The sequence below is a fragment of the Mesorhizobium sp. M1396 genome (genome assembly GCF_040317725.1).
GTDB lineage: Bacteria > Pseudomonadota > Alphaproteobacteria > Rhizobiales > Rhizobiaceae > Mesorhizobium.
This window is the reverse complement of the sequence record NZ_JAMYLA010000002.1, coordinates 172238-193972: the sequence shown is the minus strand read 5'-3', so window position 1 is coordinate 193972 and position 21735 is coordinate 172238. Positions and strand designations below refer to the sequence as shown.

At 63.9% G+C, this 21735-nt stretch carries 21 protein-coding genes and 1 other RNA gene; 15 read left to right on the top strand and 7 right to left on the bottom strand.

What is annotated here, in order from left to right:
- Window positions 1–53 precede the first annotated feature (53 nt).
- Window positions 54–731, bottom strand: coding sequence for a c-type cytochrome (locus NKH02_RS02135; RefSeq protein WP_352875947.1), 678 nt, complete (start codon window positions 729–731; stop codon window positions 54–56).
- A 193-nt stretch (window positions 732–924) separates the two neighbouring features.
- Between NKH02_RS02135 and NKH02_RS02130 the strand changes: the two genes are divergently transcribed.
- Together NKH02_RS02130 and NKH02_RS02125 are read left to right on the top strand one after the other, a co-directional pair.
- Window positions 925–1653, top strand: coding sequence for a 3-deoxy-manno-octulosonate cytidylyltransferase (locus NKH02_RS02130; protein ID WP_352875945.1), 729 nt, complete (start codon window positions 925–927; stop codon window positions 1651–1653).
- A gap of 19 nt (window positions 1654–1672) precedes the next feature.
- Window positions 1673–2536, top strand: coding sequence for a prephenate dehydratase (locus tag NKH02_RS02125; protein ID WP_352872095.1), 864 nt, complete (start codon window positions 1673–1675; stop codon window positions 2534–2536).
- Here NKH02_RS02125 and NKH02_RS02120 read toward each other — a convergent pair.
- Genes NKH02_RS02120 through NKH02_RS02110 form a run of 3 tightly spaced genes read right to left on the bottom strand, consistent with a single transcriptional unit; the run spans window position 2533 to window position 4281 of the window.
- Window positions 2533–2838 carry a Dabb family protein gene (locus NKH02_RS02120; protein ID WP_352604110.1) on the bottom strand — a complete coding sequence of 102 codons (306 nt, stop codon included), beginning with the start codon at window positions 2836–2838 and terminating at the stop codon, window positions 2533–2535. The genes NKH02_RS02125 and NKH02_RS02120 overlap by 4 nt on opposite strands.
- Before the next feature lie 37 nt (window positions 2839–2875).
- Window positions 2876–3820: an NAD(+) diphosphatase gene (gene nudC / locus NKH02_RS02115; protein WP_352875942.1), complete on the bottom strand. Its 945-nt coding sequence runs from the start codon at window positions 3818–3820 to the stop codon at window positions 2876–2878.
- Between the two features lie 41 nt (window positions 3821–3861).
- A complete protein-coding gene (locus NKH02_RS02110; protein WP_013527933.1) occupies window positions 3862–4281 on the bottom strand; it encodes an HIT domain-containing protein in 420 nt (139 codons plus the stop codon).
- Between the two features lie 306 nt (window positions 4282–4587).
- Here NKH02_RS02110 and ffs point away from each other — a divergent pair.
- The 13 genes from ffs to NKH02_RS02045 all read left to right on the top strand — a co-directional run bounded on the left by ffs (window position 4588) and on the right by NKH02_RS02045 (window position 16361).
- An RNA gene (gene ffs, locus NKH02_RS02105) (signal recognition particle sRNA small type) lies at window positions 4588–4684 on the top strand.
- 105 nt (window positions 4685–4789) lie between these two features.
- The gene (locus NKH02_RS02100; RefSeq protein WP_352872098.1) at window positions 4790–6607 is read left to right on the top strand and encodes a DNA polymerase III subunit gamma/tau; all 1818 of its coding nucleotides are present in this window, start codon (window positions 4790–4792) and stop codon (window positions 6605–6607) included.
- 30 nt (window positions 6608–6637) lie between these two features.
- Window positions 6638–6961: a YbaB/EbfC family nucleoid-associated protein gene (locus tag NKH02_RS02095; protein WP_013527931.1), complete on the top strand. Its 324-nt coding sequence runs from the start codon at window positions 6638–6640 to the stop codon at window positions 6959–6961.
- A 26-nt stretch (window positions 6962–6987) separates the two neighbouring features.
- The gene (locus NKH02_RS02090) at window positions 6988–7395 is read left to right on the top strand and encodes a hypothetical protein (protein ID WP_352872099.1); all 408 of its coding nucleotides are present in this window, start codon (window positions 6988–6990) and stop codon (window positions 7393–7395) included.
- Window positions 7396–7529: 134 nt separating this feature from the next.
- A complete protein-coding gene (locus NKH02_RS02085; RefSeq protein WP_352872100.1) occupies window positions 7530–8456 on the top strand; it encodes a cell wall hydrolase in 927 nt (308 codons plus the stop codon).
- Window positions 8457–8557: 101 nt separating this feature from the next.
- Window positions 8558–9163, top strand: coding sequence for a recombination mediator RecR (recR, locus tag NKH02_RS02080; RefSeq protein ID WP_352872101.1), 606 nt, complete (start codon window positions 8558–8560; stop codon window positions 9161–9163).
- 26 nt (window positions 9164–9189) lie between these two features.
- Entirely contained in the window at window positions 9190–10473 is a 1284-nt protein-coding gene (locus tag NKH02_RS02075; RefSeq protein WP_352875939.1) for a lytic murein transglycosylase, read from the top strand.
- Between the two features lie 261 nt (window positions 10474–10734).
- A complete protein-coding gene (locus NKH02_RS02070) occupies window positions 10735–12378 on the top strand; it encodes an ABC transporter substrate-binding protein (RefSeq protein WP_352872103.1) in 1644 nt (547 codons plus the stop codon).
- A 17-nt stretch (window positions 12379–12395) separates the two neighbouring features.
- Window positions 12396–13457, top strand: coding sequence for an ABC transporter permease (locus NKH02_RS02065; RefSeq protein WP_352875937.1), 1062 nt, complete (start codon window positions 12396–12398; stop codon window positions 13455–13457).
- Window positions 13454–14374, top strand: a complete 921-nt coding sequence (nikC, locus tag NKH02_RS02060) for a nickel transporter permease (protein ID WP_352872106.1) — start codon at window positions 13454–13456, stop codon at window positions 14372–14374. The genes NKH02_RS02065 and nikC overlap by 4 nt, the downstream gene beginning before the upstream one ends.
- Window positions 14371–15234 (top strand): ABC transporter ATP-binding protein, encoded by an 864-nt coding sequence (locus NKH02_RS02055; protein WP_352872107.1) that lies wholly within the window; start codon window positions 14371–14373, stop codon window positions 15232–15234. The genes nikC and NKH02_RS02055 overlap by 4 nt, the downstream gene beginning before the upstream one ends.
- Entirely contained in the window at window positions 15231–15980 is a 750-nt protein-coding gene (locus tag NKH02_RS02050; RefSeq protein ID WP_352875934.1) for an ABC transporter ATP-binding protein, read from the top strand. The genes NKH02_RS02055 and NKH02_RS02050 overlap by 4 nt, the downstream gene beginning before the upstream one ends.
- A gap of 42 nt (window positions 15981–16022) precedes the next feature.
- Window positions 16023–16361, top strand: a complete 339-nt coding sequence (locus NKH02_RS02045) for a hypothetical protein (protein ID WP_352875932.1) — start codon at window positions 16023–16025, stop codon at window positions 16359–16361.
- 11 nt (window positions 16362–16372) lie between these two features.
- On the opposite strand, the gene NKH02_RS02040 is transcribed toward NKH02_RS02045, so the two are convergent.
- The 3 genes from NKH02_RS02040 to NKH02_RS02030 are packed head-to-tail and all read right to left on the bottom strand — an operon-like array spanning window position 16373 to window position 21677.
- The gene (locus tag NKH02_RS02040) at window positions 16373–19471 is read right to left on the bottom strand and encodes an efflux RND transporter permease subunit (RefSeq protein ID WP_352875930.1); all 3099 of its coding nucleotides are present in this window, start codon (window positions 19469–19471) and stop codon (window positions 16373–16375) included.
- On the bottom strand, window positions 19468–20541 hold the full coding sequence (locus tag NKH02_RS02035) for an efflux RND transporter periplasmic adaptor subunit (protein ID WP_352872112.1): 1074 nt from the start codon (window positions 20539–20541) through the stop codon (window positions 19468–19470). The genes NKH02_RS02040 and NKH02_RS02035 overlap by 4 nt, the downstream gene beginning before the upstream one ends.
- On the bottom strand, window positions 20538–21677 hold the full coding sequence (locus NKH02_RS02030; RefSeq protein WP_352875929.1) for an efflux RND transporter periplasmic adaptor subunit: 1140 nt from the start codon (window positions 21675–21677) through the stop codon (window positions 20538–20540). The genes NKH02_RS02035 and NKH02_RS02030 overlap by 4 nt, the downstream gene beginning before the upstream one ends.
- Between the last annotated feature and the right edge of the window lie 58 nt (window positions 21678–21735).

The following is a 21735-nucleotide window of genomic DNA, read 5'->3' as shown; positions in this document are numbered from 1 at the left end:
CGAAAAAGCCGGGCTGAACCCGGCTTTTTCAAGGTCGTCGAGATGATATCCGGTTATTGAGCGGGCGCCGGTGCGGGTGCGGCCGGAGCCGGCGGCTTGGCTGGCGCGGCACCTTCAGCCGGCTTCGCCGGGGCGGCACCATCGGCCGGCTTGGCGGGCGCGGTTGCGTCGGCGGCGGCACCTGGCGCCGGCAGCGGCTTGGGGCTGTCGGACAGCGTGCGTAGATAGGCGATGACGTTGGCGCGGTCCTCGTCCTTGGGCAGGCCGGCGAAACCCATGGCGGTGCCCTTCACGAATTTCTTCGGCGAGGTGATGAAGTGGTTGATGTTGTCGTAGGTCCACTTCTCGGCGCCGCCCTTGGAAAATTCCTTCATGCCGGCCGAATAGGCGAACCCTTCATGCTCGGCCACCGGGCGGTCGACGATATCCCACAGATCGGGGCCGACCTTGTTGGGGCCGCCCTTTTCGCCGGAATGGCAGGCCTGGCATTTCTTGAAGACGGCAGCACCTTGCTCGACATTGGCGGTCGCCAGCAGGTCGGCGATCGGCTTGGCTTCGGCGGCAGGCGCTGCCGGGCCGCCCTCGGCGGGCTCGGCGGCTTCGATGGCGAAACCGGGCTTTTCCGGCGCCGGCGAGGCAAACAGCGCGTCGGACACAATACCGACCGAGAAGACGACGAAAACGGTTCCGAGCAATCCGGCGAGCAGTTTGTTGACTTCGGTGGAATCCATACGCCCCTTGCTCCCTTTTCCGGCGGACCGAACCGTCCACTCCGTCCGTCGGTATCGTGACCCCACCCTGCCAGGGCGGTCAAATCGGGCGGAAACTAGGTCTTTTGCTGCGGCGTTGCAACACCTATAAGGGCGCTTCCAGTGAGACCTTTTGCCACTTTCCCTGCCCTCTTTGAGACGCCTTGCACCGCGCATGTCCACGCTGATCTTGATCCCGGCCCGCATAGCCTCGACACGCCTGCCGGGCAAGCCGCTGGCCGACATCGCCGGCGCGCCGATGATCGTCCATGTCGCCCGCCGCGCCACGGAGTCCGGCCTCGGCCGGGTCGTGGTGGCGACCGACACGCAAAGCGTGGCCGATGCGGTGCGTGCGCATGGTTTCGAAGCCGTGATGACGCGCATGGACCACGAATCCGGCTCCGACCGCATTCACGAGGCACTGGTCGCGCTCGATCCCGAGCGCAAGGTCGAAACCATCGTCAATGTGCAGGGCGACCTGCCGACCATCGATCCCGGCATCATCGCCGCATCGCTCAGGCCGTTCGAGGATAGCGCGGTCGACATCGCCACCCTCGGTGTCGAGATCGTCCGTGACGAGGAAAAGACCAATCCCAACGTCGTCAAGATCGTCGGGTCGCCGCTCTCCGGCACCAGGCTGAGGGCGCTCTATTTCACCCGCGCCACGGCGCCTTGGGGCGACGGGCCGCTCTATCACCATGTCGGCCTCTATGCCTATCGCCGTGCCGCGCTCGAGCGTTTCGTCGCGCTGAAGCCGTCGCCTCTGGAACGCCGCGAACGGCTGGAGCAGCTGCGGGCGCTGGAAGCCGGCATGCGCATCGACGCCGAGATCGTCCAATCGCTGCCGTTGGGCGTCGATACACCGGAAGATCTTGAGCGCGCCAGAACGATCCTTTCAAACTGAGAAACCCGAGAATTGGCCCATGCCTGAAAAGACCAACAGAATATCCTTCCAGGGCGAGCCGGGTGCCAATTCCGACACCGCTTCCCGCAACGTCTATCCATCTATGGAGCCGTTGCCGTGCCCGACCTTCGAGGACGCGTTCAACGCGGTCGAGACGGGGAAGGCCGACCTCGCCATGATCCCGATCGAGAACACCATTGCCGGGCGGGTCGCCGATATCCACCATCTGTTGCCGGAATCGAAGCTGCACATTGTCGGCGAATATTTCCTGCCCATCCATTTCCAGCTGATGGCGCTGCCCGGCGTCAAACGCGACGAGATCAAGACCGTGCACAGCCACATCCACGCGCTTGGCCAGTGCCGCAAATATATCCGCAAGAACGGCTGGAAGGCGATCGTCGCAGGTGACACGGCCGGTGCCGCCAAGATGGTCTCCGAGGTCAAGGACCGCACCATGGCGGCCCTGTCGCCGGCGCTGGCCGCGACGCTCTATGGGCTCGACATCATCGAGCAAAATGTCGAGGACACCGACAGCAACGTCACCCGCTTTGTCGTCCTCACCAAGAACAAGCAATGGGCCGAGCGCCCATCACCGGACGTCAAGATGATGACCACCTTCATCTTCCGCGTCCGCAACGTGCCGGCCGCGCTCTACAAGGCGATGGGCGGTTTCGCCACCAACGGCATCAACATGACCAAGCTGGAGAGCTACCAGCTGGGGGCTTTCACCGCGACGCTGTTCTACGCCGACATAGAGGGTCATCCGGAAGATCCGCTGGTCAAGCTGGCGCTGGACGAGCTTCGCTTCTTCTCACGCGAAGTGCGAATTCTCGGCGTCTACCCGGCCAGCGCGTCGCGTGAGCAGTGGAAGGTCGCTGACTAGATCACCGCGCCCAGCGGCACGTAGTCGATTTCCATGAATGTCTCGACCTCCGGCACCCAGCGGTCGCGCACGAAGGCGACATGGTCGGGATGATCGTTGTACCTGGTGTAGGCAGCCTGGTCGGCGAACTCCATCGAGAAGCCGAAATGATAATCGTTCTTGGGGCTGATCTGCCGCAATTGCTCGAAATGCGTGACGCCCCTGATCGCGGTGAGGATTTTCTTGGCGTCGACCAGGAACCTCCTTTCCTCCAGCGAATGTGGCGGATGCTTCAGCGTGAAGACGACGGTGTGACGGATCATTTTCTGCTCCTGAAATGTCTTTCGATACTCGCTGCCATCACTCTGAGTCGACCCAGGCGCGAATGAGATGATGCGCAATGGCGCCTTTCGGTGGCGTGACCAAATTGCCGGGATGCTCCCTGGTCAGCATCGAACGCACCTCGTCGCGGGCAAACCAGCGGCAGTCCTCCAACTCGTTCAAATCGGCCTGGATATCGTCGTTGAGCGGCTCGCCGAAGCAGCCGATCATCAGCGAATAGGGAAACGGCCAGGGCTGGCTGGCGTGGTAGACGACACGGCCAAGCCTGATGCCGGCCTCCTCCAGCGTCTCGCGGCGCACCGCCGCTTCGATCGTCTCGCCCGGCTCGATGAAGCCGGCAAGGGCCGAGTACATGCCCGGCGCGAAATGCCGGCCGCGCCCGAGCAGACACTTCTGTCGCGTCGCCGTCAGCATGATCGCCACCGGATCGGTGCGGGGAAAATGCTCGGTGCCGCAATTCGGGCAATGCCGCTTGTAGCCGCCGGCCCGCATCTGCGATTGCGTGCCGCATTTGCTGCAGAAACGATGGCTGGCATGCCAGGCGAGCAGAGCCGCCCCTTGCGCCATAGCGCCGGCAGCCGCCTCGTCGATCAGCCCTTGCATATAGACCGAGCGATAGTCGATGGCTTTGATGGTTTCCGGCAATTGCTCGGCGTCGATGCCGGCCGGCACCGCCAGCACCGGTCCAAGTTCGGAAAGGCCGAGCAGGATGCCCTGCGCCAGGGAAACCTTGAAGGGCTCGCTCTCGGCGGCGCCGAACCAGGGGTTGAGACCGCTGCCGTCCCCGAGCTTCAGATAGAGCCGCCCCCCATTCATCAACAGCAGTCGCGTCGCCGGGTCGGCGAGCGCCTTGTTGACCGAATCGTCGGCGCGGTTTTCGGACTGCCGGTCGATGGTGTTGCCGGCAAAGCCGACGAACTGGCTCGGCTCGCGCAAGGGCGCGTCAAACAGGCGGAAGCTCATGGAGACTCTGGGGTAGGTTGCGGAATGGACACGGGGAACGCTTATAGCGCCGCCTTGATCGTTTCGGCAAACCGCCGCAGGTCGGAACGTTGATAGGGCTCACGCAGGCCGTGTCCCCACACCGGGCCTGGCCAGCCGGGATCGCCTTCCGAACGCGCAATGACGTGGATGTGCAACTGGCGCACGATGTTGCCAAGCGCGCCGGTGTTGATCTTGGTGCAGCCGGTCGCTTTCTTCAGCGCCTGCGCCACCATATTGGTCTCGAAGGTCAGCATCGCCTGGTCGAGCGGCGTCATGTCGTGGATCTCCTCCGCGCCGGGCCGCTGCGGCACCAGGAGCAGCCATGGCCAGCGGCGGTCGTTCATCACCCGCAATTCGCACAGCCCAAGCCACATCAACTGCTCGCTGTCCGCCTCCAGCCGGGCGTCCAGCGTGAATCCGGCCTTCAGGCCCGGCAACATCGGCGTTTCCCTTGCTTTTCTTGGTTTCTTCAAACGCAGGAACGCTAGAGCGGCGGCAAGAGGGCTGCAAGCGAATCATTGCGCCCCTCGCGGTCGGCAGCTTTTCACGATAGGAATTTTTTCTTGATTTCGTGACCTCAGCTATGGTACATGTTTGCCCATGGTGCTGATTTGCGCCAGTGACCCGCCGTACAGGCGGGTTTTTCGTTTGATGCTCAGCCCAACGCGCTGGCGAATGCTGCGAAGGAACCAGGGATTTCTTCTGCGCACTTGCATTTCATCGTCGAATTGCCGATATGGACAGCGGGAGGTTGGTGGTGGACGATCCACTCGCCAACCGGGTCAGGTCCGGAAGGAAGCAGCCCTAACGAGCCCGGAACGGGTCATTGTTCCAGCCTCCCACCTCATCGGCCCCTCTCGCGACATTGACGACGCATTGCAGCGCGGGCGAGACTATGCGCAGGAATCGGCCGCCTTCGGGCGCGGCCATTTGGAGCTTTACGGGCGTATGAGCGAAGCCGGCAATTCGGGACCAAAAAGCCTGGAGAATGGCAAGGCCGCCGCCTATCGCGTGCTGGCGCGCAAGTACCGTCCTTCGAATTTCTCCGAACTGGTCGGCCAGGAGCCGACGGTGCGCACCCTCACCAATGCCTTTGCCACCGGCCGTATCGCCCAGGCCTGGATGCTGACCGGCGTACGTGGCGTCGGCAAGACCACGACGGCGCGCATACTCGCGCGTGCCCTAAACTATAAAACCGCTGATATCGACCAGCCTTCGGTCGACCTTGCCGTGCTCGGCGAGCATTGCCAGGCGATCATGGAAGGCCGCCATGTCGACGTCATCGAGATGGACGCCGCCTCGCACACCGGCATCGACGATATCAGGGACATCATCGAGCGCGTGCGCTACGCGCCGGTCTCGGCCCGCTACAAGGTCTACATCATCGACGAAGTGCACATGCTGTCGACGCAGGCCTTCAACGGCCTGTTGAAGACGCTGGAAGAACCGCCGCCGCACGTCAAATTCATCTTCGCCACCACCGAAATCCGCAAGGTTCCGATCACCGTCCTGTCGCGCTGCCAGCGCTTTGACTTGAGGCGCATCGACGCTGGCGCGCTGGTCGCGCATCTTTCCTCGATATCGGCCAAGGAAGGCATTTCGGTCGACGACGACGCGCTGGCGATGATCGCGCGCGCGGCCGAAGGCTCGGCCCGTGATTCGCTCTCCATCCTCGACCAGGCGATTGCCCATGGCGCCGGCTCCGTCAGCGCCGATGCGGTTCGGGCGATGCTGGGCCTCGCCGACCGCGCCCGCATCGTCGACCTGTTCGAACATGTCATGAAGGGCGATGTGGCGGCCGCCCTTGGCGAATTCCGCGCGCAGTACGATACCGGCGCCGATCCGGCCGCCGTGCTGACCGATCTTGCCGAGTTCAACCACCTGGTCACCCGGCTGCGTTTCGTGCCGACGGCCATCGAGGACGCCTCGCTCTCCGAAGACGAGCGGCAGCGCGGCGCGGATTTCGCCAGGACACTGTCGGTCAGGGTGCTGTCGCGGACATGGCAGATGCTGCTCAAGGGCATTCCCGAGGTGCAGTCCTCCAACAGGCCGGTCAGTGCGGCTGAAATGGTGTTGATCCGGCTGGCGCACGCCGCCGACCTGCCGACGCTGGACGAGGCGCTGAGATCGCTCGAGGGCGCAGCGCCGGCGCAAAATGGCGCGCCGCGTCCGAATGGCGCGCCCGCAAGTTCCGGCAATGGCGGTGGCGCCAGCGCGGTGGCGCAGACGCGCATGCCTGCCGGATCGGGCGGCGCACAGACCATGCGGCTGGTCGAAGCCACGCCAGCTCCCGCTGCCTTCGTCGCTCCGCCGGAACCGGTCGCGGAAGCGCAATCGGTGCCGCTGAAATCGCTCGCCGACATCATTGCCCTGGCCGACGCGCAACGCGACATCGCCTTCAAGGTGCTGGTCAAGAGCTGCATCCGTCTCGTGCGCATCGAGCCCGGCCGTATCGACGTGGGCCTGACCAGCGACGCGCCCAAGATGCTGCTCAACGACCTGACGACGAAGCTGCGCGCCTGGACCGGCCGCAACTGGCTTGTCTCGCTGTCGAAGGAAGAGGGTGGCCAGACGCTCGCCGAAATGGAATCGGCCAAGCGCGAGAACGCCTTCCTCGATGCCAAGAGCGACCCGACGGTGGCCGCCATCCTGGCGCGCTTTCCCGGTGCCAAGATCATCGACGTGCGCATTCCAGACGCGCCGGAAGCCGAAACGACCGAGGCCGAAGTGCCGGTCGAGCCGCTGGCTGACGACGACGAAACCTGATCCAGCCACGAATCCGCAAAGGACCCGACCATGAAAGATCTTCTCGGCCTGATGGGCAAGGCGAAGGAAATGCAGGCCAAGTTCCAGGCCATGCAGGACGAGATCGCCACGCTGGAAGCATCCGGCCAGGCCGGCGGCGGCCTCGTCAACGTCACGCTGACCGGAAAATTCGAGATGAAGTCGCTGAAGATCGATCCATCCCTGTTCAAGGAGGACGATGTCGAGATTCTCGAGGATCTGGTGCTGGCCGCCCATAATGACGCCAAGACCAAGGTCGAGCAGATCATGCAGGAAAAGACCAAGGCGCTGACCGCCGGTCTGCCGATCCCGCCGGGAATGAAACTGCCCTTCTAGCGTTCGGCGCGCCCCCCGTGATCGACATGACCGACGAGCCCTCCGAAAGATTGATCGAGCAGCGTATCCGCAACAGAATCTATGAGATCCTGGAAATCCTGGCCGATTGCGACGGCGGCGTCGATCTCGTCGGCATTAAGGGTTACTTCGATCTGTTCGAGGATTTCGTCCATCGCCCGTCGATCGAAGCCGGCACGTCGGCGCTTTCGAAGGACGAACGCGCCATCGTGCTGGAGATCGCCGAATTCCTGGAAGCGGCCTGCGAGACAAATCCGGACTTCACCAAGGCCGAATTCATCGAAAGCGACTGGCCGGCAAGGATCGCGCCGACGGCCAGGGACGCGCGGACGCTGTTCCTCCGGCGTGGCCTGTTTTCGGAGAAAATCGAAGAGGCTGAACCTGGCCAGCCGGCGGCGATTGCGGCCGGGCGCTAGCCCGCGTAAAGCCATGCAACTGTGCCAATTTGGCAACAGGACCCTATTAATAACGTTTTGGCCATCTTTTTGCCTGAAAGTGTCTCATTCTTGCCGCAGCCTGGGGGCGGGCATGGAAGTGAGAGGGTTACCTGTTGATTGCCACGCGATGGAAGACGCCGCTGTTGCTCGGCGCCGTCATTTCACCCTTGTTTTTGGCTGCCTGCAGCCAGACCACTTCGCACGGCATGTCCGTCGCCAGCCTGACCGACGCCATCACGCCGAGTTTCCTGAGTTCCCGGGCCTACAGCCATACGCCGAAGGACAAGGAATGCCTGGAACGGGCGATGTTCTTCGAGTCCAATCGCTCGAGCCGCGACGGCATGATCGCCGTCGGCACGGTGGTGATGAACCGGCTTCGCTCCGGCAACCACGGAAGCACCATCTGCGAGGTGGTGGGCGAGCGCGGGCAGTTCGCGCCTGGCGTCATGACGAGGCCGATGAATTCGCGAGCGCTGCCCGATGTCGAGGAAGCCGCCGATGCCGTGCTCAAGGGCGAGCGCAAGGCCAAGCTGAAAGATACGATGTATTTCCACACCGCCGGGCTGCGCTTCCCTTACAAGAACATGCACTACACGATGGTTGCCGGCGGCAATGCCTTCTATGAGAAGCGCGGCCGCAACTGGCAGCCGTTGCCGGATGAGCCGCGGGTCGCCATTGCCTCGGCTGCGCCCGAGAAGCCGGCCGCACCGGTGATAATGGTCGCTTCCGCCGAGCCGGCACGTCCGGACACGACGGCAACCGTTCGATCCGCTGCTGTCCAACAGACCTATGTGACCGCGGCCGCCGCGCCGCCCGCGAAATCCGCGCGTGTCTCGGCGGAGCCCATGGTGGTCGCGATGCAGGAGCCGATGGAAGAACCGGATGCCGCCCGTTTTGGCGGAACCCTGAACACAAGGGTCATCTCCTCGGTTCAAAACGCGCCGCAGGAGGCGTCGATGGGATTCCAGTCGACGCCTGAGAACACCGACGCCATCGGCGCGATGATTATCAGCCAGGGCCGGCCGCTCGAAACCAACTGATCCGCGCTCCATGGTCCGCCCGATGGTCCACCAAGCCAATATGGCGGGTCATGCGGACACGGGATGTTTCAAAGCGCTCTGAAAAATCCTAGATCAGAGCGATGTCGAAGCGAATCGCCGGTCCCGAGATCGAACGCCTGATCCAGCTCCTGGCCAAGGTGCCTGGGTTGGGTCCCCGCTCGGCCAGGCGTGCCGCCCTGCATCTGATCAAGAAGAAGGAACAATTGCTGTCGCCGCTCGCCGCCGCCATGGCCGAGGCGGCCGACAAGGTGCGCATCTGCTCGACCTGCGGCAATGTCGATACGTCGGACCCGTGCATGATCTGTACCGATCCGCGCCGTGACGCCGGCACCATCATCGTCGTCGAGGACGTCTCCGATCTGTGGGCGCTGGAGCGGGCGGCGGCGATGAATGTGCGCTATCATGTGCTCGGCGGGACGCTGTCGCCGCTCGACGGCATAGGTCCCGACCAGCTCAACATGCGCTCGCTGGTCGACCGTGTCGCCGGCGGCGAGGTCAAGGAGATCATCCTCGCCGTCAACGCGACGGTCGAGGGCCAGACCACGGCGCATTACCTGACAGACCAACTGGCCGGCTTCGACATCAAGGTGACACGGCTGGCGCATGGCGTGCCGGTTGGCGGCGAGCTCGACTATCTCGACGAAGGCACGCTGGCCGCGGCGCTGCGCTCGCGGACGGCATTTTGACAAAGCTACGGGAGAGGGTGCGGATCATGATTGCTGCGCGTCCTTCGAGGCTGGGTGTGAAGGAACGCAAACCTCTCGGATTGGCTCTGTTTTCCTTTTTTGCAGTTCTTCTCGCGGTCCTCCTTTCCGCTCCCGCCTCCGCCGCCAAGGTCGACGACCAATTCCGCGCCTGGCTGCAGAACGACCTTTGGCCGCAAGCCAAGGCGAGAGGCATCTCCAAAAAAACCTTCGACGCCGCATTCGATGGCATCAACCCCAACCTGAAGCTGCCCGACCTGGTCAAGCCAGGCGAGAAGGCAACCACGCCGCGGAAACAGCACCAGGCCGAATTCGGCTCGCCCGGCGCCTATTTCGCCGAGAAGACGGTTCGTGCGGTGACGGCGGGCGGACGCGCGCGTGAGGCCACCAATGCCAGGACACTTGCGGCAATCGAAAAGCGCTATGGCGTGCCAGGCGAAGTGCTGTTGGCGATCTGGGGCCGTGAGACCGGCTTCGGCGCGGCGAAGATGCCTTACGACGCCTTCGAGGTGCTGGGGACCAAGGCGTTCATGTCGACCAAGAAGGATTTCTTTCGGACCGAACTCTTGGCCGCCCTCGAAATCGTCGAGCGCGGGCTGGCTCCGGTCGGCGCGATGAAATCATCCTGGGCCGGCGCGCTGGGCCAGCCGCAATTCATGCCGACCTCGTTCCTGAAACATGCCGTCGATTTCGATGGCGACGGCCGCGTCGACATCTGGAGCTCGACGCCGGATGTACTGGCTTCGATCGCCAACTACCTCGTCCATTATGGCTGGGTGAAGGGCCGCGGCTGGGGTTTCGAGGTGACCGTGCCCGAGGCGGTTTCCTGCGCGCTGGAAGGCCCGGACCAGGGCAAGAAGATCTCCGAGTGGGCGGCAATGGGCATCAAACGCGTTGGCGGCAAACCGTTTCCGGCGAGCGAGATGAAGGCCGAGGGTTTCCTGCTGATGCCGGCGGGACGCAGCGGCCCGACCTTCATCGCCACCCCCAATTTCTATGTGCTGAAGGAATACAACACCAGCGACCTCTACGCGCTGTTCATCGGCCATGGCGCCGATCGCATCGCCCATGGCGATCAGAATTTTGCAGGAAGCTGGGGCGCGGTCGGCGGGCTCCACCGTTCCGACATCGCCGTCCTGCAACGGGCGCTGGAGGCCAAGGGCTATGATGTCGGCAGCGCCGACGGACTGCCCGGCTTCAAGACCCGCCGTTCGATCGGCAAGTGGCAAGCCAAGAACGGCCGCGCCGCAACCTGCTTCCCCGATGCCGGCCTGGTAGCCACGCTGAAATAGCGCCGAAATCAGCAGGTTTTTCTCGATCGGCCGCCTCGACTGGCTGGCCTGGGCGCCGACAGGCCACCGGCCTTTCTGGCCCAATGAGTCGTCGTATAAATGCTCGTTGCCCGCCACGAGGCCGCCGGATATGGTGTTGACCAACTGGACAAAAACCGCAACGGTAAGAGATCAGACGGGCCGTCTCCAGGCCCGAAAAGAATTCCGCAACCCTGAGCCGGGAACTCAGGTCAACAAACAACAAAACAGGGAACAATCACGATGATGATGGAAAAGTTTGCTCTACGCTCCCGCATCTTGCTCGCGGGCGCAGCCATGTCCGCGCTGCTTCTGGCGGGCGCGCCAGCCGGTGCGGTCACGCCCGCCGACACGCTGGTCGAAGGTTTCGCGATCGACGACATCATCTCCATGGATCCCGGCGAGGCGTTCGAGCTGTCGACCGCCGAGGTCACCGGCAACACCTATGATCTGCTGGTCCGTCTCGACCTCAGCGACACCTCCAAGGTCAAGGGCGATCTCGCTGAGAGCTGGACCGTCTCCGACGATGGCTTGACCTACACCTTCAAGCTCAAGCCCGGCCTGAAGTTCGCATCCGGCAATCCGATCACCGCGGCCGACGTCGCCTATTCGTTCGAGCGCGCCGTAAAGCTCGACAAGAGCCCGGCCTTCATCATCGGCCAGTTCGGCATCAGCGGCGACAACGTCACCGAAAAGGCCAAGGCGGTCGACGATGGAACCTTCCAGTTCACCGTCGACAAGGCCTATGCGCCGAGCTTCGTCCTGAACTGCCTGTCGGCAACGGTTGCCTCGGTGGTCGACAGCAAGCTGGTCAAGGAACATGTCGTCACCGCGGCACCCACCGCCGATTACAAATGGGACAATGATTTCGGCAATGCCTGGCTGAAGACCGGCTATGCCGGCTCCGGCGTCTTCAAGCTGCGCGAATGGCGCGCCAACGAAGCCGTCGTCATGGAGCGCAACGACAATTACTACGGAGAAAAGGCCAAGCTAGCCCGCGTCATCTATCGCAATATGAAGGAAAGCTCGGCCCAGCGCCTGGCGCTCGAAGCCGGCGACATCGACGTCGCCCGCAATCTCGAGCCGAACGATCTCGACGCCATCGCCAAGAACGCCGACCTCACCACCACCAGCGCGCCGAAGGGCACGGTCTACTATATCAGCCTCAACCAGAAAAACCCGAATCTCGCCAAGCCCGAGGTCCGCCAGGCGTTCAAGTATCTGGTCGACTATGATGCCTTGAGCTCGACCATCCTCAAGGGCATCGGTGAGATCCACCAGACCTTCCTGCCCAAGGGCGTGCTCGGCGAACTCGACGAGAATCCGTTCAAGCTCGACGTCGCCAAAGCCAAGGAATTGTTGGCCAAGGCCGGTCTGGCCGACGGTTTCAGCGTAACCATGGACGTACGCACCGGCCAGCCGACGACGGGCATGGCGGAATCGATCCAGCAGACGCTTGGCCAGGCCGGGATCAAGCTTGAGATCATCCCGGGCGACGGCAAGCAGACGCTGACCAAGTACCGCGCCCGCAACCACGACATTTATATCGGCAACTGGGGCCAGGATTATTTCGATCCGAACTCGAATGCCCAGACCTTCGCCTCGAACCCGGACAATTCGGATGCCGGCAAGTCCCACACGCTTGCCTGGCGCAACTCGTGGGACATTCCGGATCTGACCAAGGAGACGGAAGCAGCGCTGCTGGAGAAGGACGCAGGCAAGCGCGCCGATATGTACAAGGATCTCGAGAAGAAGATCCTCGACACCAGTCCCTTCGTTATCATTCACCAGCAGCTGGAAGTGGTTGGCCTGCGCAAGAACCTCAAGGGCCTTGCGCTCGGCCCGAGCTTCGACACCAACTTCGTCGGGTCGGTCTCGAAAGAATAACGCCGCGGACGCGCCGCATGAGCGCGGTTGAAAACGAGGGCGGGCGCGGCAGCGCCCGCGCCGTCGCCATTGCATCATCGCTCGGCCGCTTCCTGGTCATCGCGATCACGACCTATCTTGGTCTGCTTGCGGTGACCTTCTTCATCGGCCGTGTCATCCCGATCGACCCGGTGCTGGCGGTGCTCGGCGACCGGGCGCCGGCCAATGTCGTCGAGCGCACGCGCCGCGAGATGGGCCTCGACCTGCCGTTGATCGAGCAGTTCTATATCTATGTGAAGAATGCCCTGAACGGTAATTTCGGCGTCTCCGTGCTGACCACAAACCCGGTCATGACCGACATTCGCCGGGCGCTTCCGGCCACGACGGAACTGGCGACGCTGGGAACGCTGATCGGCGCGCTGTTTGGCGTGCCGCTTGGTGTGCTGGCCGCGGTCAGGCGCGGCAGCCTCATCGACCAGATCGTGCGCATCATCGGCCTGATCGGCTATTCCGTGCCGATCTTCTGGCTCGGCCTGCTGGCGCTGGTGCTGTTCTACGCCAAGCTGCAATGGGTCGCTTTTCCGGCGAGGCTCGACGTCGTCTACGAATATACCTTCACGCCGATCACTGGTTTCTATCTGCTGGATTCCCTGTGGCAGGGGCAGTGGGATGTTTTCTACGATGCTTTCCGCCACATCGTCCTGCCGGCCTCGCTGCTCGGCTACTTCTCGCTCGCCTATATCAGCCGCATGACGCGCTCGTTCATGCTCAACGAGCTGTCGCAGGAATACATCGTCGCCGCACGCGCCAAGGGCCTGTCGGAAACCCGCATCATCTGGGGCCACGCATTGCGCAACGCCGCGGTGCCGATGGTGACGGTAATCGCGCTCTCCTATGCCGGCCTGCTCGAAGGTTCGGTGCTGACCGAGACCGTCTTCTCGTGGCCCGGTATCGGCCTCTACATCACCAACTCGCTGCAGAACGCCGACATGAATGCCGTGCTCGGCGGCACCATCGTCATCGGCTCGGTGTTCATCGCCATCAACCTGCTCTCCGACCTGCTCTACCGCGTGCTCGATCCGAGGACGAAGTCCGCATGAGCGTCGAGACCATCCAGAGCCGTCGCGATTGGCTGCTCAGCGAGCGTCCGGCGTCGCGCATGCAGGCGAGGCTTGGCCGCGCCTATGTGGCGTGGCGGCGCTTTTCCGCCAACCGGCTGGCGTTTCTCGGCCTGCTCATCATCATCGCCTTGCTGGTCGTTGCCGCCCTTGCCGACGTGCTGGCGCCCTATTCGCCGACGTTTGGCGACCTGAAGAACGCACGTCTGCTGGCGCCGAGCGCCGAGCACTGGTTCGGCACCGACGATCTCGGCCGCGACATCCTTTCGCGCATCCTCTACGGCTCGCGCTGGACACTTTATGTGGTCATCCTTGTTGCCATCATCGCCGCGCCCATCGGCCTTCTGGTCGGCACCGTCGCCGGCTATGCCGGCGGCTGGACCGACGCCATACTGATGCGCATCACCGACATCTTCCTCGCCTTCCCCAAGCTGATCCTGGCACTGGCTTTTGTCGCGGCGCTTGGCCCCGGCATCGAGAACGCGGTGCTGGCCATTGCCATCACCTCCTGGCCGCCTTACGCCCGTATTGCGCGCGCCGAAACCCTGACAGTACGCAATTCCGATTACATCAAGGCGGTGCAGCTGATGGGCGCCTCGCCCTTCCGCATCGTGCTGCGTCACATCATGCCGCTCTGCATCTCCTCGCTGATCATCAGGGTGACGCTCGACATGGCCGGCATCATCCTAACCGCAGCCGGTCTCGGCTTCCTCGGCCTAGGCGCGCAGCCACCGCTGCCGGAATGGGGCACGATGATCGCTTCGGGGCGCCGTTTCGTGCTCGATCAGTGGTGGGTGGCCGGTGCGCCAGGCTTCGCCATCCTGATCGTCAGCCTTGGCTTCAACCTGCTCGGCGACGGGCTGCGCGACGCGCTCGATCCCCGGAGTGGTGACCAATGAGCGGCGACCCCAATCAGCAGCGATCAAAGAGCGCGTTGCTCGACGTAGAGGATCTGCGCGTCACCTTCCCGACCCGCACCGGGCTGATCGAGGCGGTGCGCGGCGTCTCCTTCTCGCTTGGCCGCGAGCGGCTCGGCATCGTCGGCGAGTCCGGCTCGGGCAAATCGCAGACCGGCCGCGCCATCATGGGCCTGACGCCGCCGCAGGCGCGGATATCGGCCGACAAGCTGGCTTTCGACGGCATTGACCTGCTCAGCGTCTCGCCACGCGAACGCCGGTCGCTGCGGGGAAAGCGCATCGCCATGATCCTGCAGGATCCGAAATATTCGCTCGACCCGGTGATGAGCATCGGCCGCCAGATCGTCGAGACGCTGCGCACGCATGAGAAGGTCGGCAAGGCCGAGGCGCGCGACCGCGCACTGGCGATGCTGGAGGCGGTGCAGATCCGCGATCCGGCCCGCGTCTTCGACCTGCATCCGCATGAAGTATCGGGCGGCATGGGCCAGCGCGCCATGATCGCCATGATGCTGATCGCCGGGCCGGAAATGATGATCGCCGACGAGCCGACCTCGGCACTTGACGTCACCGTGCAGCTCGACGTGCTCGGCATCCTCGATCGGCTGGTCGGCGAGCGCGGCATGGGGCTGATCTTCATCTCGCACGATTTGCGCCTGGTCTCGTCCTTCTGCGACCGCGTCATCGTCATGTATGCGGGCAAGGTGGTCGAGCAGCTCAAAGCCTCGGAACTCGGCCGCGCCCAGCATCCCTACACCCGCGGCCTGCTCAACTGCATGCCCAAGATCGGTGCCGACCGTCACCCGCTGCCGGTGCTCGACCGCAAGCCGGAGTGGGCGGCATGACGTCTGCGATTGCCGTCGACGGGCTGGAAGTGATCTTCGATCGTTTTCGCGCGCTGAAGGGTGTCAGCCTCGACGTGCAGCCGGGCGAATCCTTTGGCCTGGTCGGTGAATCCGGTTCCGGCAAGTCGACGCTGTTGCGGGCCATCGCTGGCCTCGCACCGGTCGCTTCGGGCAGCATCACCGTCAACGGCAAGACGCTTGGCGCGCGCCGCGACAAAGCCTTTTATCGCGAAGTCCAGATGGTCTTCCAGGATCCCTACGGCTCGCTGCACCCGCGCCAGACCGTCGACCGCCTGCTGCAGGAGCCGCTTGCCATCCATGGTTTTGCCGACGGCGAAAAGCGCATCCAGCGGGCGCTCGACGAGGTTGGCTTGGGAAACGGCTTTCGGTTCCGTTATTCGCACCAACTCTCCGGCGGCCAACGTCAGCGCGTGGCGATCGCGCGCGCGCTCATCCTCGAACCGTCCATCCTGCTGCTCGACGAGCCGACCTCGGCGCTCGATGCCTCGGTGCAGGCGGAAGTGCTCAACCTGTTGGAAGAGGTCCGCCGGCGGCGCAAGCTGACCTTCCTGATGGTCAGCCACGACCTCGCTATCATCACCCATATGTGCGAGCGGCTGATGGTGATGCAAAGCGGCGAGGCGGTGGAAAATCTCGCGGCGGCGGATCTCGTCGAGCGCCGCGTGACCAAGGACTACACGCGCAATCTCTTGCGGGCCAGCGATGGGTTTGTCAGGACCGCCTGAATCGTTCTTCTTGTGCACAGAATAACCGTCTTGGGGACTACTATGGAGGGATGGAAGTTTGCAGACCCACCCAATGTCGCGGTGTTATCCGACAAGAGAATATTTAAACGTGGCGACTGGATCGCATACGTTGTGCATGAAGATGACGACGACGACAGCTCCAACGATGACGGTGGCAGTTGGCAATTCCACAGCAGCGAACCCGGACCTATGGATGACGGCGATATAATGCTCGTCGGCCTGCAAGAGGTGGTTCAACTGGATGAAAGCATCCTGGGATTGGCCGATTTGCCAAAAGGTTGGCATGCTTGGCGAAGTTCCAAATCGTCGCCGTGGCAGCGCGCCAAATCACTCCCTGTACCCTCCAACGATAACAAGTGATCCAGCAGGTCTTAAGTCGACCTTTGCGCCAGTTCGCCCCCATCCAGAATGGGTGGCTCTTCCCGGCCTTTCGGCTCCTTGATCCTGAACCACGCCACATAGAGCGCCGGCAGGAACAGCAGCGTGATCGCCGTGCCGGCGATGATGCCGCCCATCATGGCGAACGCCATCGGCGCCCAGAACACCTCGCGCGCGATCGGGATCAGTGCCAGGCTGGCTGCCGCCGCCGTCAGTGCGATCGGCCGCATGCGGTGTTCGGTGGCTTCGATGACGGCCGCCCAGCGGTCCTTGCCTTCGGCGACCAGATCCTCGATCTGCACGATCAGGATGACCGAGTTGCGGATCAGGATGCCGATCAGCGCCAGCACGCCGAGGATGGCGACGAAGCCCAGCGGGGCGCCGCTCGGCAGCAAGGCCGCGACCACGCCGATCAGCCCAAGCGGTGCGACGGCAACCACCAGGAACAGGCGCTGGAAGCTTTGCAGCTGGACCATCAGGATCGTCGCCATGATGAACAGCATCAGCGGCACGACCGCAGCGATCGGGCCTTGGCTGTTGGCGCTTTCCTCGACCGAGCCGGCCGTGGCGATGGCATAGCCGACCGGCAGCTTGCCGATGAAGGCATCGACCGAAGGTTTCAGCTCGTCGACCACGGTCGCCGGCAGCGCGTCGCCGACCAGTCCGGCGCGCACGGTGATCGTCGGCACTCGGCTGCGCCGCCAGACTGTCGGCTGCTCCAACTCGTAGTGGAAGTTGGCGACGGCGGCGAGCGGGATGGATTCGCCGGCACCGGTCGGCAATTGCATGTTGCGCAGCGTCTCGATCGAGCCGCGTTCGGCATCGCGTGACCGCGCCACGACGTTGATGAGGTAGGTAGCGTCGCGCACCTGGGTGATGGTGACGCCGCCGACCACGCTGTTCAGCGCATTGGAAATGTCCGAGGAGGTGACGCCGAGTTGGCGCGCCTTGTCCTGCAGCACATCCACTTTCAGCACCCGCGACGGCTCGTTCCAGTCGAAGGTCGGCGCGCCGAGCTTCGGGTTGGCCGAGATGACGCCGGCCAGCTGCTGCGACAGCGTCCTCACCGTCTGGATGTCGGGGCCGCTGACGCGGTATTGCACCGGCCGGCCGACGGGCGGGCCGAGTTCGAGCGTCTTGACGAAGGCGTCGGTGCCGACGAAGTCGTCGCGCAGCATCGTCTCGATTGCCGCCTTCACCCTGTCGCGGGCTTCGACGTCCTTGGTGACGATGACGGTCTGGCCGAAATAGGGATTGGCCGGCTGCACGTCATAGGCCAGCACGAAGCGCACCGCGCCCTGGCCGATATAGGAACTCCAGTGGTCGATATCAGGGTTGCCGGCAAGGGCTGCCTTCTCGAAGCGCTCCATCTGGTCGCGCGTCTCGGCGATCGAAGAGTTCTGCGGCAGGTTCCAGTCGACAATCAGTTCCGGCCGGTCGGAGGACGGGAAGAACTGCTGCTGGACATAGCCCATGCCGACGATCGAGGCGGCGAACAACAGCACCGTGGCGATGATCGTCAGCCAATGGCGCCGCACCGATCCGACCAGCACGCTGCGGAACAGCGAGGTGAAGCGGCCGGGCTTGTCATGATGCTTCTGTTTCATCGTCGCCGGCAGGATTGTGACGCCGAGCAACGGCGCAAACAGCACCGCCACGATCCATGACACCAAAAGCGACACGGCGATGACGACGAACAGCGTGTAGGTGTATTCGCCCGCCGCGCTGTTGTTGAGGCCGATGGGGATGAAGCCGGTCACCGTCACCAGCGTTCCGGTAAGCATCGGAAACGCGGTCGAGGTGTAGACATAGGTCGCCGCCTTGCGCAGATTGTCGCCGGCTTCCAGCCTGGCCACCATCATCTCGACGGCGATCATGGCGTCGTCGACCAGCAGGCCGAGTGCGATGATCAGCGCGCCCAGCGAAATACGCTGCAGCGAGATGCCGAGATAGTCCATGAACAGGAAGGTGATGGCCAGCACCAGCGGGATCGACAGCGCCACGACGAAGCCGGCGCGCACGCCAAGGCTGATGAAGGACACCGCGAGCACGATGGCGACCGCCTCGAACAGCGCGCGGGTGAAGCCCGAGACCGCTTCCTCGACGATGACAGGCTGGTCGGCGACCAGATGCACGCCGACGCCGATCGGCAGGTCGGCGACGATCTTGTCCATCTCGACCTTCAGCGCCTTGCCGAAGTCGAGCAGATTGGCGTTAGGCTTCATGCCGATGGCTAGCCCGATCGCATCCTCGCCGTTGAACCGGAACAACGCCGTCGGCGGGTCGGCATAGCCGCGGGTGATGGTCGCCACATCGCTCAGCCGGAAGAAGCGGTCGTTGACGCGCAGATTGATGGCACGCAGGCTTTCTTCCGACGTGAACTGGCCCGAGACGCGCACGCTGACGCGTTCGGGGCCGGTCTCGATGACACCGGAAGGCGCAATCGCGTTCTGTGCCTGCAGGCTGGCCACGATCGCCTGCTGGTTCAGGCCAAGGGCCGCGATCTGGCGGGTCGAGAATTCGAGATAGATCGCCTCGTTCTGGGCGCCGATCAGGTCGACCTTGCCGGCATTGGGCACGGCCAGGATTTGGGTGCGCGCCTGCTCGACATAGTCGCGCAACTGGCGCGATGTCAGCCCGTCCGCCGTGAAGGCGTAAATATTGCCGTAGACGTCGCCAAAACTGTCGTTGAAGAACGGACCTTGTACGCCCTCGGGAAACTGGGCGCGGATGTCGTTGATCATGTTGCGGATGCGCACCCAGGTCGGGGCCACGTCGCGCGCCTTGGTCGACGGCTTCAGGTTGACGAAGACGACGGTCTTGCCGGCCGTGGTCACCGACTTGCTGTAGTCGAGGCTGTCGAGCTCCTCCAGCTTTTTCTCGATGCGATCGGTGACCTGCCTCACCGTCTCATTGACCGAGGCGCCCGGCCAGTTGGCCTGGATCAGCATGGTCTTGATGGTGAAGGCCGGGTCTTCCTCACGGCCGAGATTGAGATAGGCCGAGACGCCGGCGACGACGAACACCAGCATGAAATACCAGACCAGCGAACGGTGGCTGAGCGCCCAGTCGGAGAGGTTGAACCCCTTCACTTGGTGGCTCCTTCCAGGATTTTGACCGTTTCGCCCGCTGTCAGGCTGTGCACGCCGGCGGTGACAATGCGCATGCCCGCGTCAAGTCCACCGGTGACCGTGAAGCTGCCGCCGCGTTTGGCGCCGACCTGGATATCGTGCACGGCGACCTTCGATTGCGCATCGACGATCCAGACCTGCTGCTTGCCATTCTTTTCGAGCAGCGCCGACAGCGGCAGTTCGATCGTCGGGTCGATCGCCGTCACCCGTGTCGCCGTCACGGTCGAGCCGAGCCGGAACGCGGCCGGCGCGTTGAGCAGCGTCAGGCGCACGCGGCGTGTGCGGGTCGAACTATCGGCCTGCGGCGCGATCTCGCGCAATTTGGCCTCCGTGCGGATCGAGGGCAGCGACTGCAGGATGACGTCGAAGCCGGTTCCGTCGGTCAGGTCGCCGGTCAACTTGTCGGGAATGTCGACGACGGCTTCGCGCACGTCCGAGCGCGCCACCGTCACCACGGTCTGGCCGGCCGATACGGTCTGCCCGACTTCGGCGCCGGTGGCGGTGACGACGCCATCGAAATCCGAAAACAGGCGGGCATAGCCAAGCTGCTCCTGAGATTTAGCCAGCGCCGCCCTGGCGCGCTCGACATTGGCCTGCGCGGCTTGCCGTGCCTGCTGGGCTGCCTCATAGGTGGCCTGCGAGGTGTTCTTGTCTGCCAGCAATGCGCGCTGGCGCTCCTCGCTGGCGTAAGCATTGGTGAATTCCGCCTGCGCGTTGGAGAGGCCAGCCTTGGCTGCCTGAACGGCCAATTCCAGCGCCGTCGGATCGAGCGTGGCGATCGTCGTGCCCTTGGTGACGAGATCGCCGACATCGACATCGCGGCTGACGACGCGGCCAAGCAGGCGGAAGGCAAGGTTGGCGCTGAATTCCGGCTCGACGACGCCGGCGAAGCCAAGCGTCTGGTTGGTGCGCGGTTCGATCACCACCGAAAGCACCGGCCGGACGATTTCAGGCGTTTTTTCCGGCTCCGCCGAACAGGCGCCGACAACAACCAGCGCCGACAGGGCGATCATGCGCGCCGGCCGGTTCATTGTGTTGCCGCTCCGGCGATTTCGACCGTCTGGCCGGGACTGAGCAACTGACCGCCGGCGGTGATGACGTGCTGGCCGGGCTTGAGCCCCTTATCGACGACGATGACACCGGAATCATAGGCAAGGATGTCCACCGGCGCGATGGTGACCGCCTTGGAAGCCGGGTCGACGAGCCAGACCGCTGGCTTACCGTCGCTGGAGGTCAGCGCCTGCCAAGGCAGGATTACGGCCTTCACCGGCGCGGCACTGACCGTGCCGATGACGGCGGCGCCGAGCGGCATGGCGGCAGGGGTCTCGGGAATGGCGACCTTGACCCGAACCGAAGCCGAGGCGGCGTCGACCACCGGCGAAATCTCGCGCACCTTGCCTGTCGCCTTCACTGATGGATCCGACACCAGCGTGATCGACACTGGTGGTGGTGCCATCGAGCTGCCGGCGACCAGCGTTTCGTGGACATTGAAGACTGCGTCGCGGTCGCCGTCCTCGGCGATGGTGAAGACTGTTTGTGCCCCTTGCACCACCTGGCCGGCTTCAACCGCGCGGGCGGTGACGACACCGGGCGCGCCGGCCCGCAACTCGGTGAAGGTGAAGCTCTCCCGGGCATTGTCGAGCGCGCTCCGCGCCTGCTGGACGCTGCCTTGCGCCACGCTCTGCGCCTGTGCTGCCTGATCATAGTCGCGGCGCGTCGTGAAGCCCTGCGCGAGCAGCGTCTTCTGGCGCTCGAAGGCGGCGGATGCCTGCGTCAACTGCGCCTGTGCTGCGTCGAGATCGGCCTGCGCCGAGCGCAGATCCGATTCCTGTTCCTGCGGGTCGATGCGGGCCAAAAGCGTGCCCTTGTCGACATGCTGGCCGATCTCCACCAGCCGCTCGGCGACACGGCCGCCGACCCGGAAAGCCAGATTGTTCATCGTGCGGGCCGCGATGACCCCGGTCAGCGACGTGGTCGGTGCGTAGCTGGAGATTTCGACCTCGGCGGTGCGCACCATGATCGGCAGCTTGTGTTCGGCCGCCTCCTGCTTCTGGCAGCCGGCGAGAACCAGGCCGGCCATCGCGCAGGCGAGGATCGAGGTGTTTCGAAACGGCAAAGGGCCGGAACGCGGTGATTGCAAGGCGGACGATGTCGCGTTCCTTGTCATGGCTTCCCTGCCTGCGTGGGACGTGCCCAGTGCGGAGCCCCGCGGGCCCGTCCGAAGA

Excerpts from the sequence above, each read along its gene's own strand:
- NKH02_RS02135 (WP_352875947.1), bottom strand. The coding sequence starts at position 731 with ATGGATTCCACCGAAGTCAACAAACTGCTCGCCGGATTGCTCGGAACC.
- NKH02_RS02130 (WP_352875945.1), top strand. The coding sequence starts at position 925 with ATGTCCACGCTGATCTTGATCCCGGCCCGCATAGCCTCGACACGCCTG.
- NKH02_RS02125 (WP_352872095.1), top strand. The coding sequence starts at position 1,673 with ATGCCTGAAAAGACCAACAGAATATCCTTCCAGGGCGAGCCGGGTGCC.
- NKH02_RS02120 (WP_352604110.1), bottom strand. The coding sequence starts at position 2,838 with ATGATCCGTCACACCGTCGTCTTCACGCTGAAGCATCCGCCACATTCG.
- nudC (WP_352875942.1), bottom strand. The coding sequence starts at position 3,820 with ATGAGCTTCCGCCTGTTTGACGCGCCCTTGCGCGAGCCGAGCCAGTTC.
- NKH02_RS02110 (WP_013527933.1), bottom strand. The coding sequence starts at position 4,281 with ATGTTGCCGGGCCTGAAGGCCGGATTCACGCTGGACGCCCGGCTGGAG.
- NKH02_RS02100 (WP_352872098.1), top strand. The coding sequence starts at position 4,790 with ATGAGCGAAGCCGGCAATTCGGGACCAAAAAGCCTGGAGAATGGCAAG.
- NKH02_RS02095 (WP_013527931.1), top strand. The coding sequence starts at position 6,638 with ATGAAAGATCTTCTCGGCCTGATGGGCAAGGCGAAGGAAATGCAGGCC.
- NKH02_RS02090 (WP_352872099.1), top strand. The coding sequence starts at position 6,988 with ATGACCGACGAGCCCTCCGAAAGATTGATCGAGCAGCGTATCCGCAAC.
- recR (WP_352872101.1), top strand. The coding sequence starts at position 8,558 with ATGTCGAAGCGAATCGCCGGTCCCGAGATCGAACGCCTGATCCAGCTC.
- NKH02_RS02075 (WP_352875939.1), top strand. The coding sequence starts at position 9,190 with ATGATTGCTGCGCGTCCTTCGAGGCTGGGTGTGAAGGAACGCAAACCT.
- NKH02_RS02070 (WP_352872103.1), top strand. The coding sequence starts at position 10,735 with ATGATGATGGAAAAGTTTGCTCTACGCTCCCGCATCTTGCTCGCGGGC.
- NKH02_RS02065 (WP_352875937.1), top strand. The coding sequence starts at position 12,396 with ATGAGCGCGGTTGAAAACGAGGGCGGGCGCGGCAGCGCCCGCGCCGTC.
- nikC (WP_352872106.1), top strand. The coding sequence starts at position 13,454 with ATGAGCGTCGAGACCATCCAGAGCCGTCGCGATTGGCTGCTCAGCGAG.
- NKH02_RS02055 (WP_352872107.1), top strand. The coding sequence starts at position 14,371 with ATGAGCGGCGACCCCAATCAGCAGCGATCAAAGAGCGCGTTGCTCGAC.
- NKH02_RS02050 (WP_352875934.1), top strand. The coding sequence starts at position 15,231 with ATGACGTCTGCGATTGCCGTCGACGGGCTGGAAGTGATCTTCGATCGT.
- NKH02_RS02045 (WP_352875932.1), top strand. The coding sequence starts at position 16,023 with ATGGAGGGATGGAAGTTTGCAGACCCACCCAATGTCGCGGTGTTATCC.
- NKH02_RS02035 (WP_352872112.1), bottom strand. The coding sequence starts at position 20,541 with ATGAACCGGCCGGCGCGCATGATCGCCCTGTCGGCGCTGGTTGTTGTC.
- NKH02_RS02030 (WP_352875929.1), bottom strand. The coding sequence starts at position 21,677 with ATGACAAGGAACGCGACATCGTCCGCCTTGCAATCACCGCGTTCCGGC.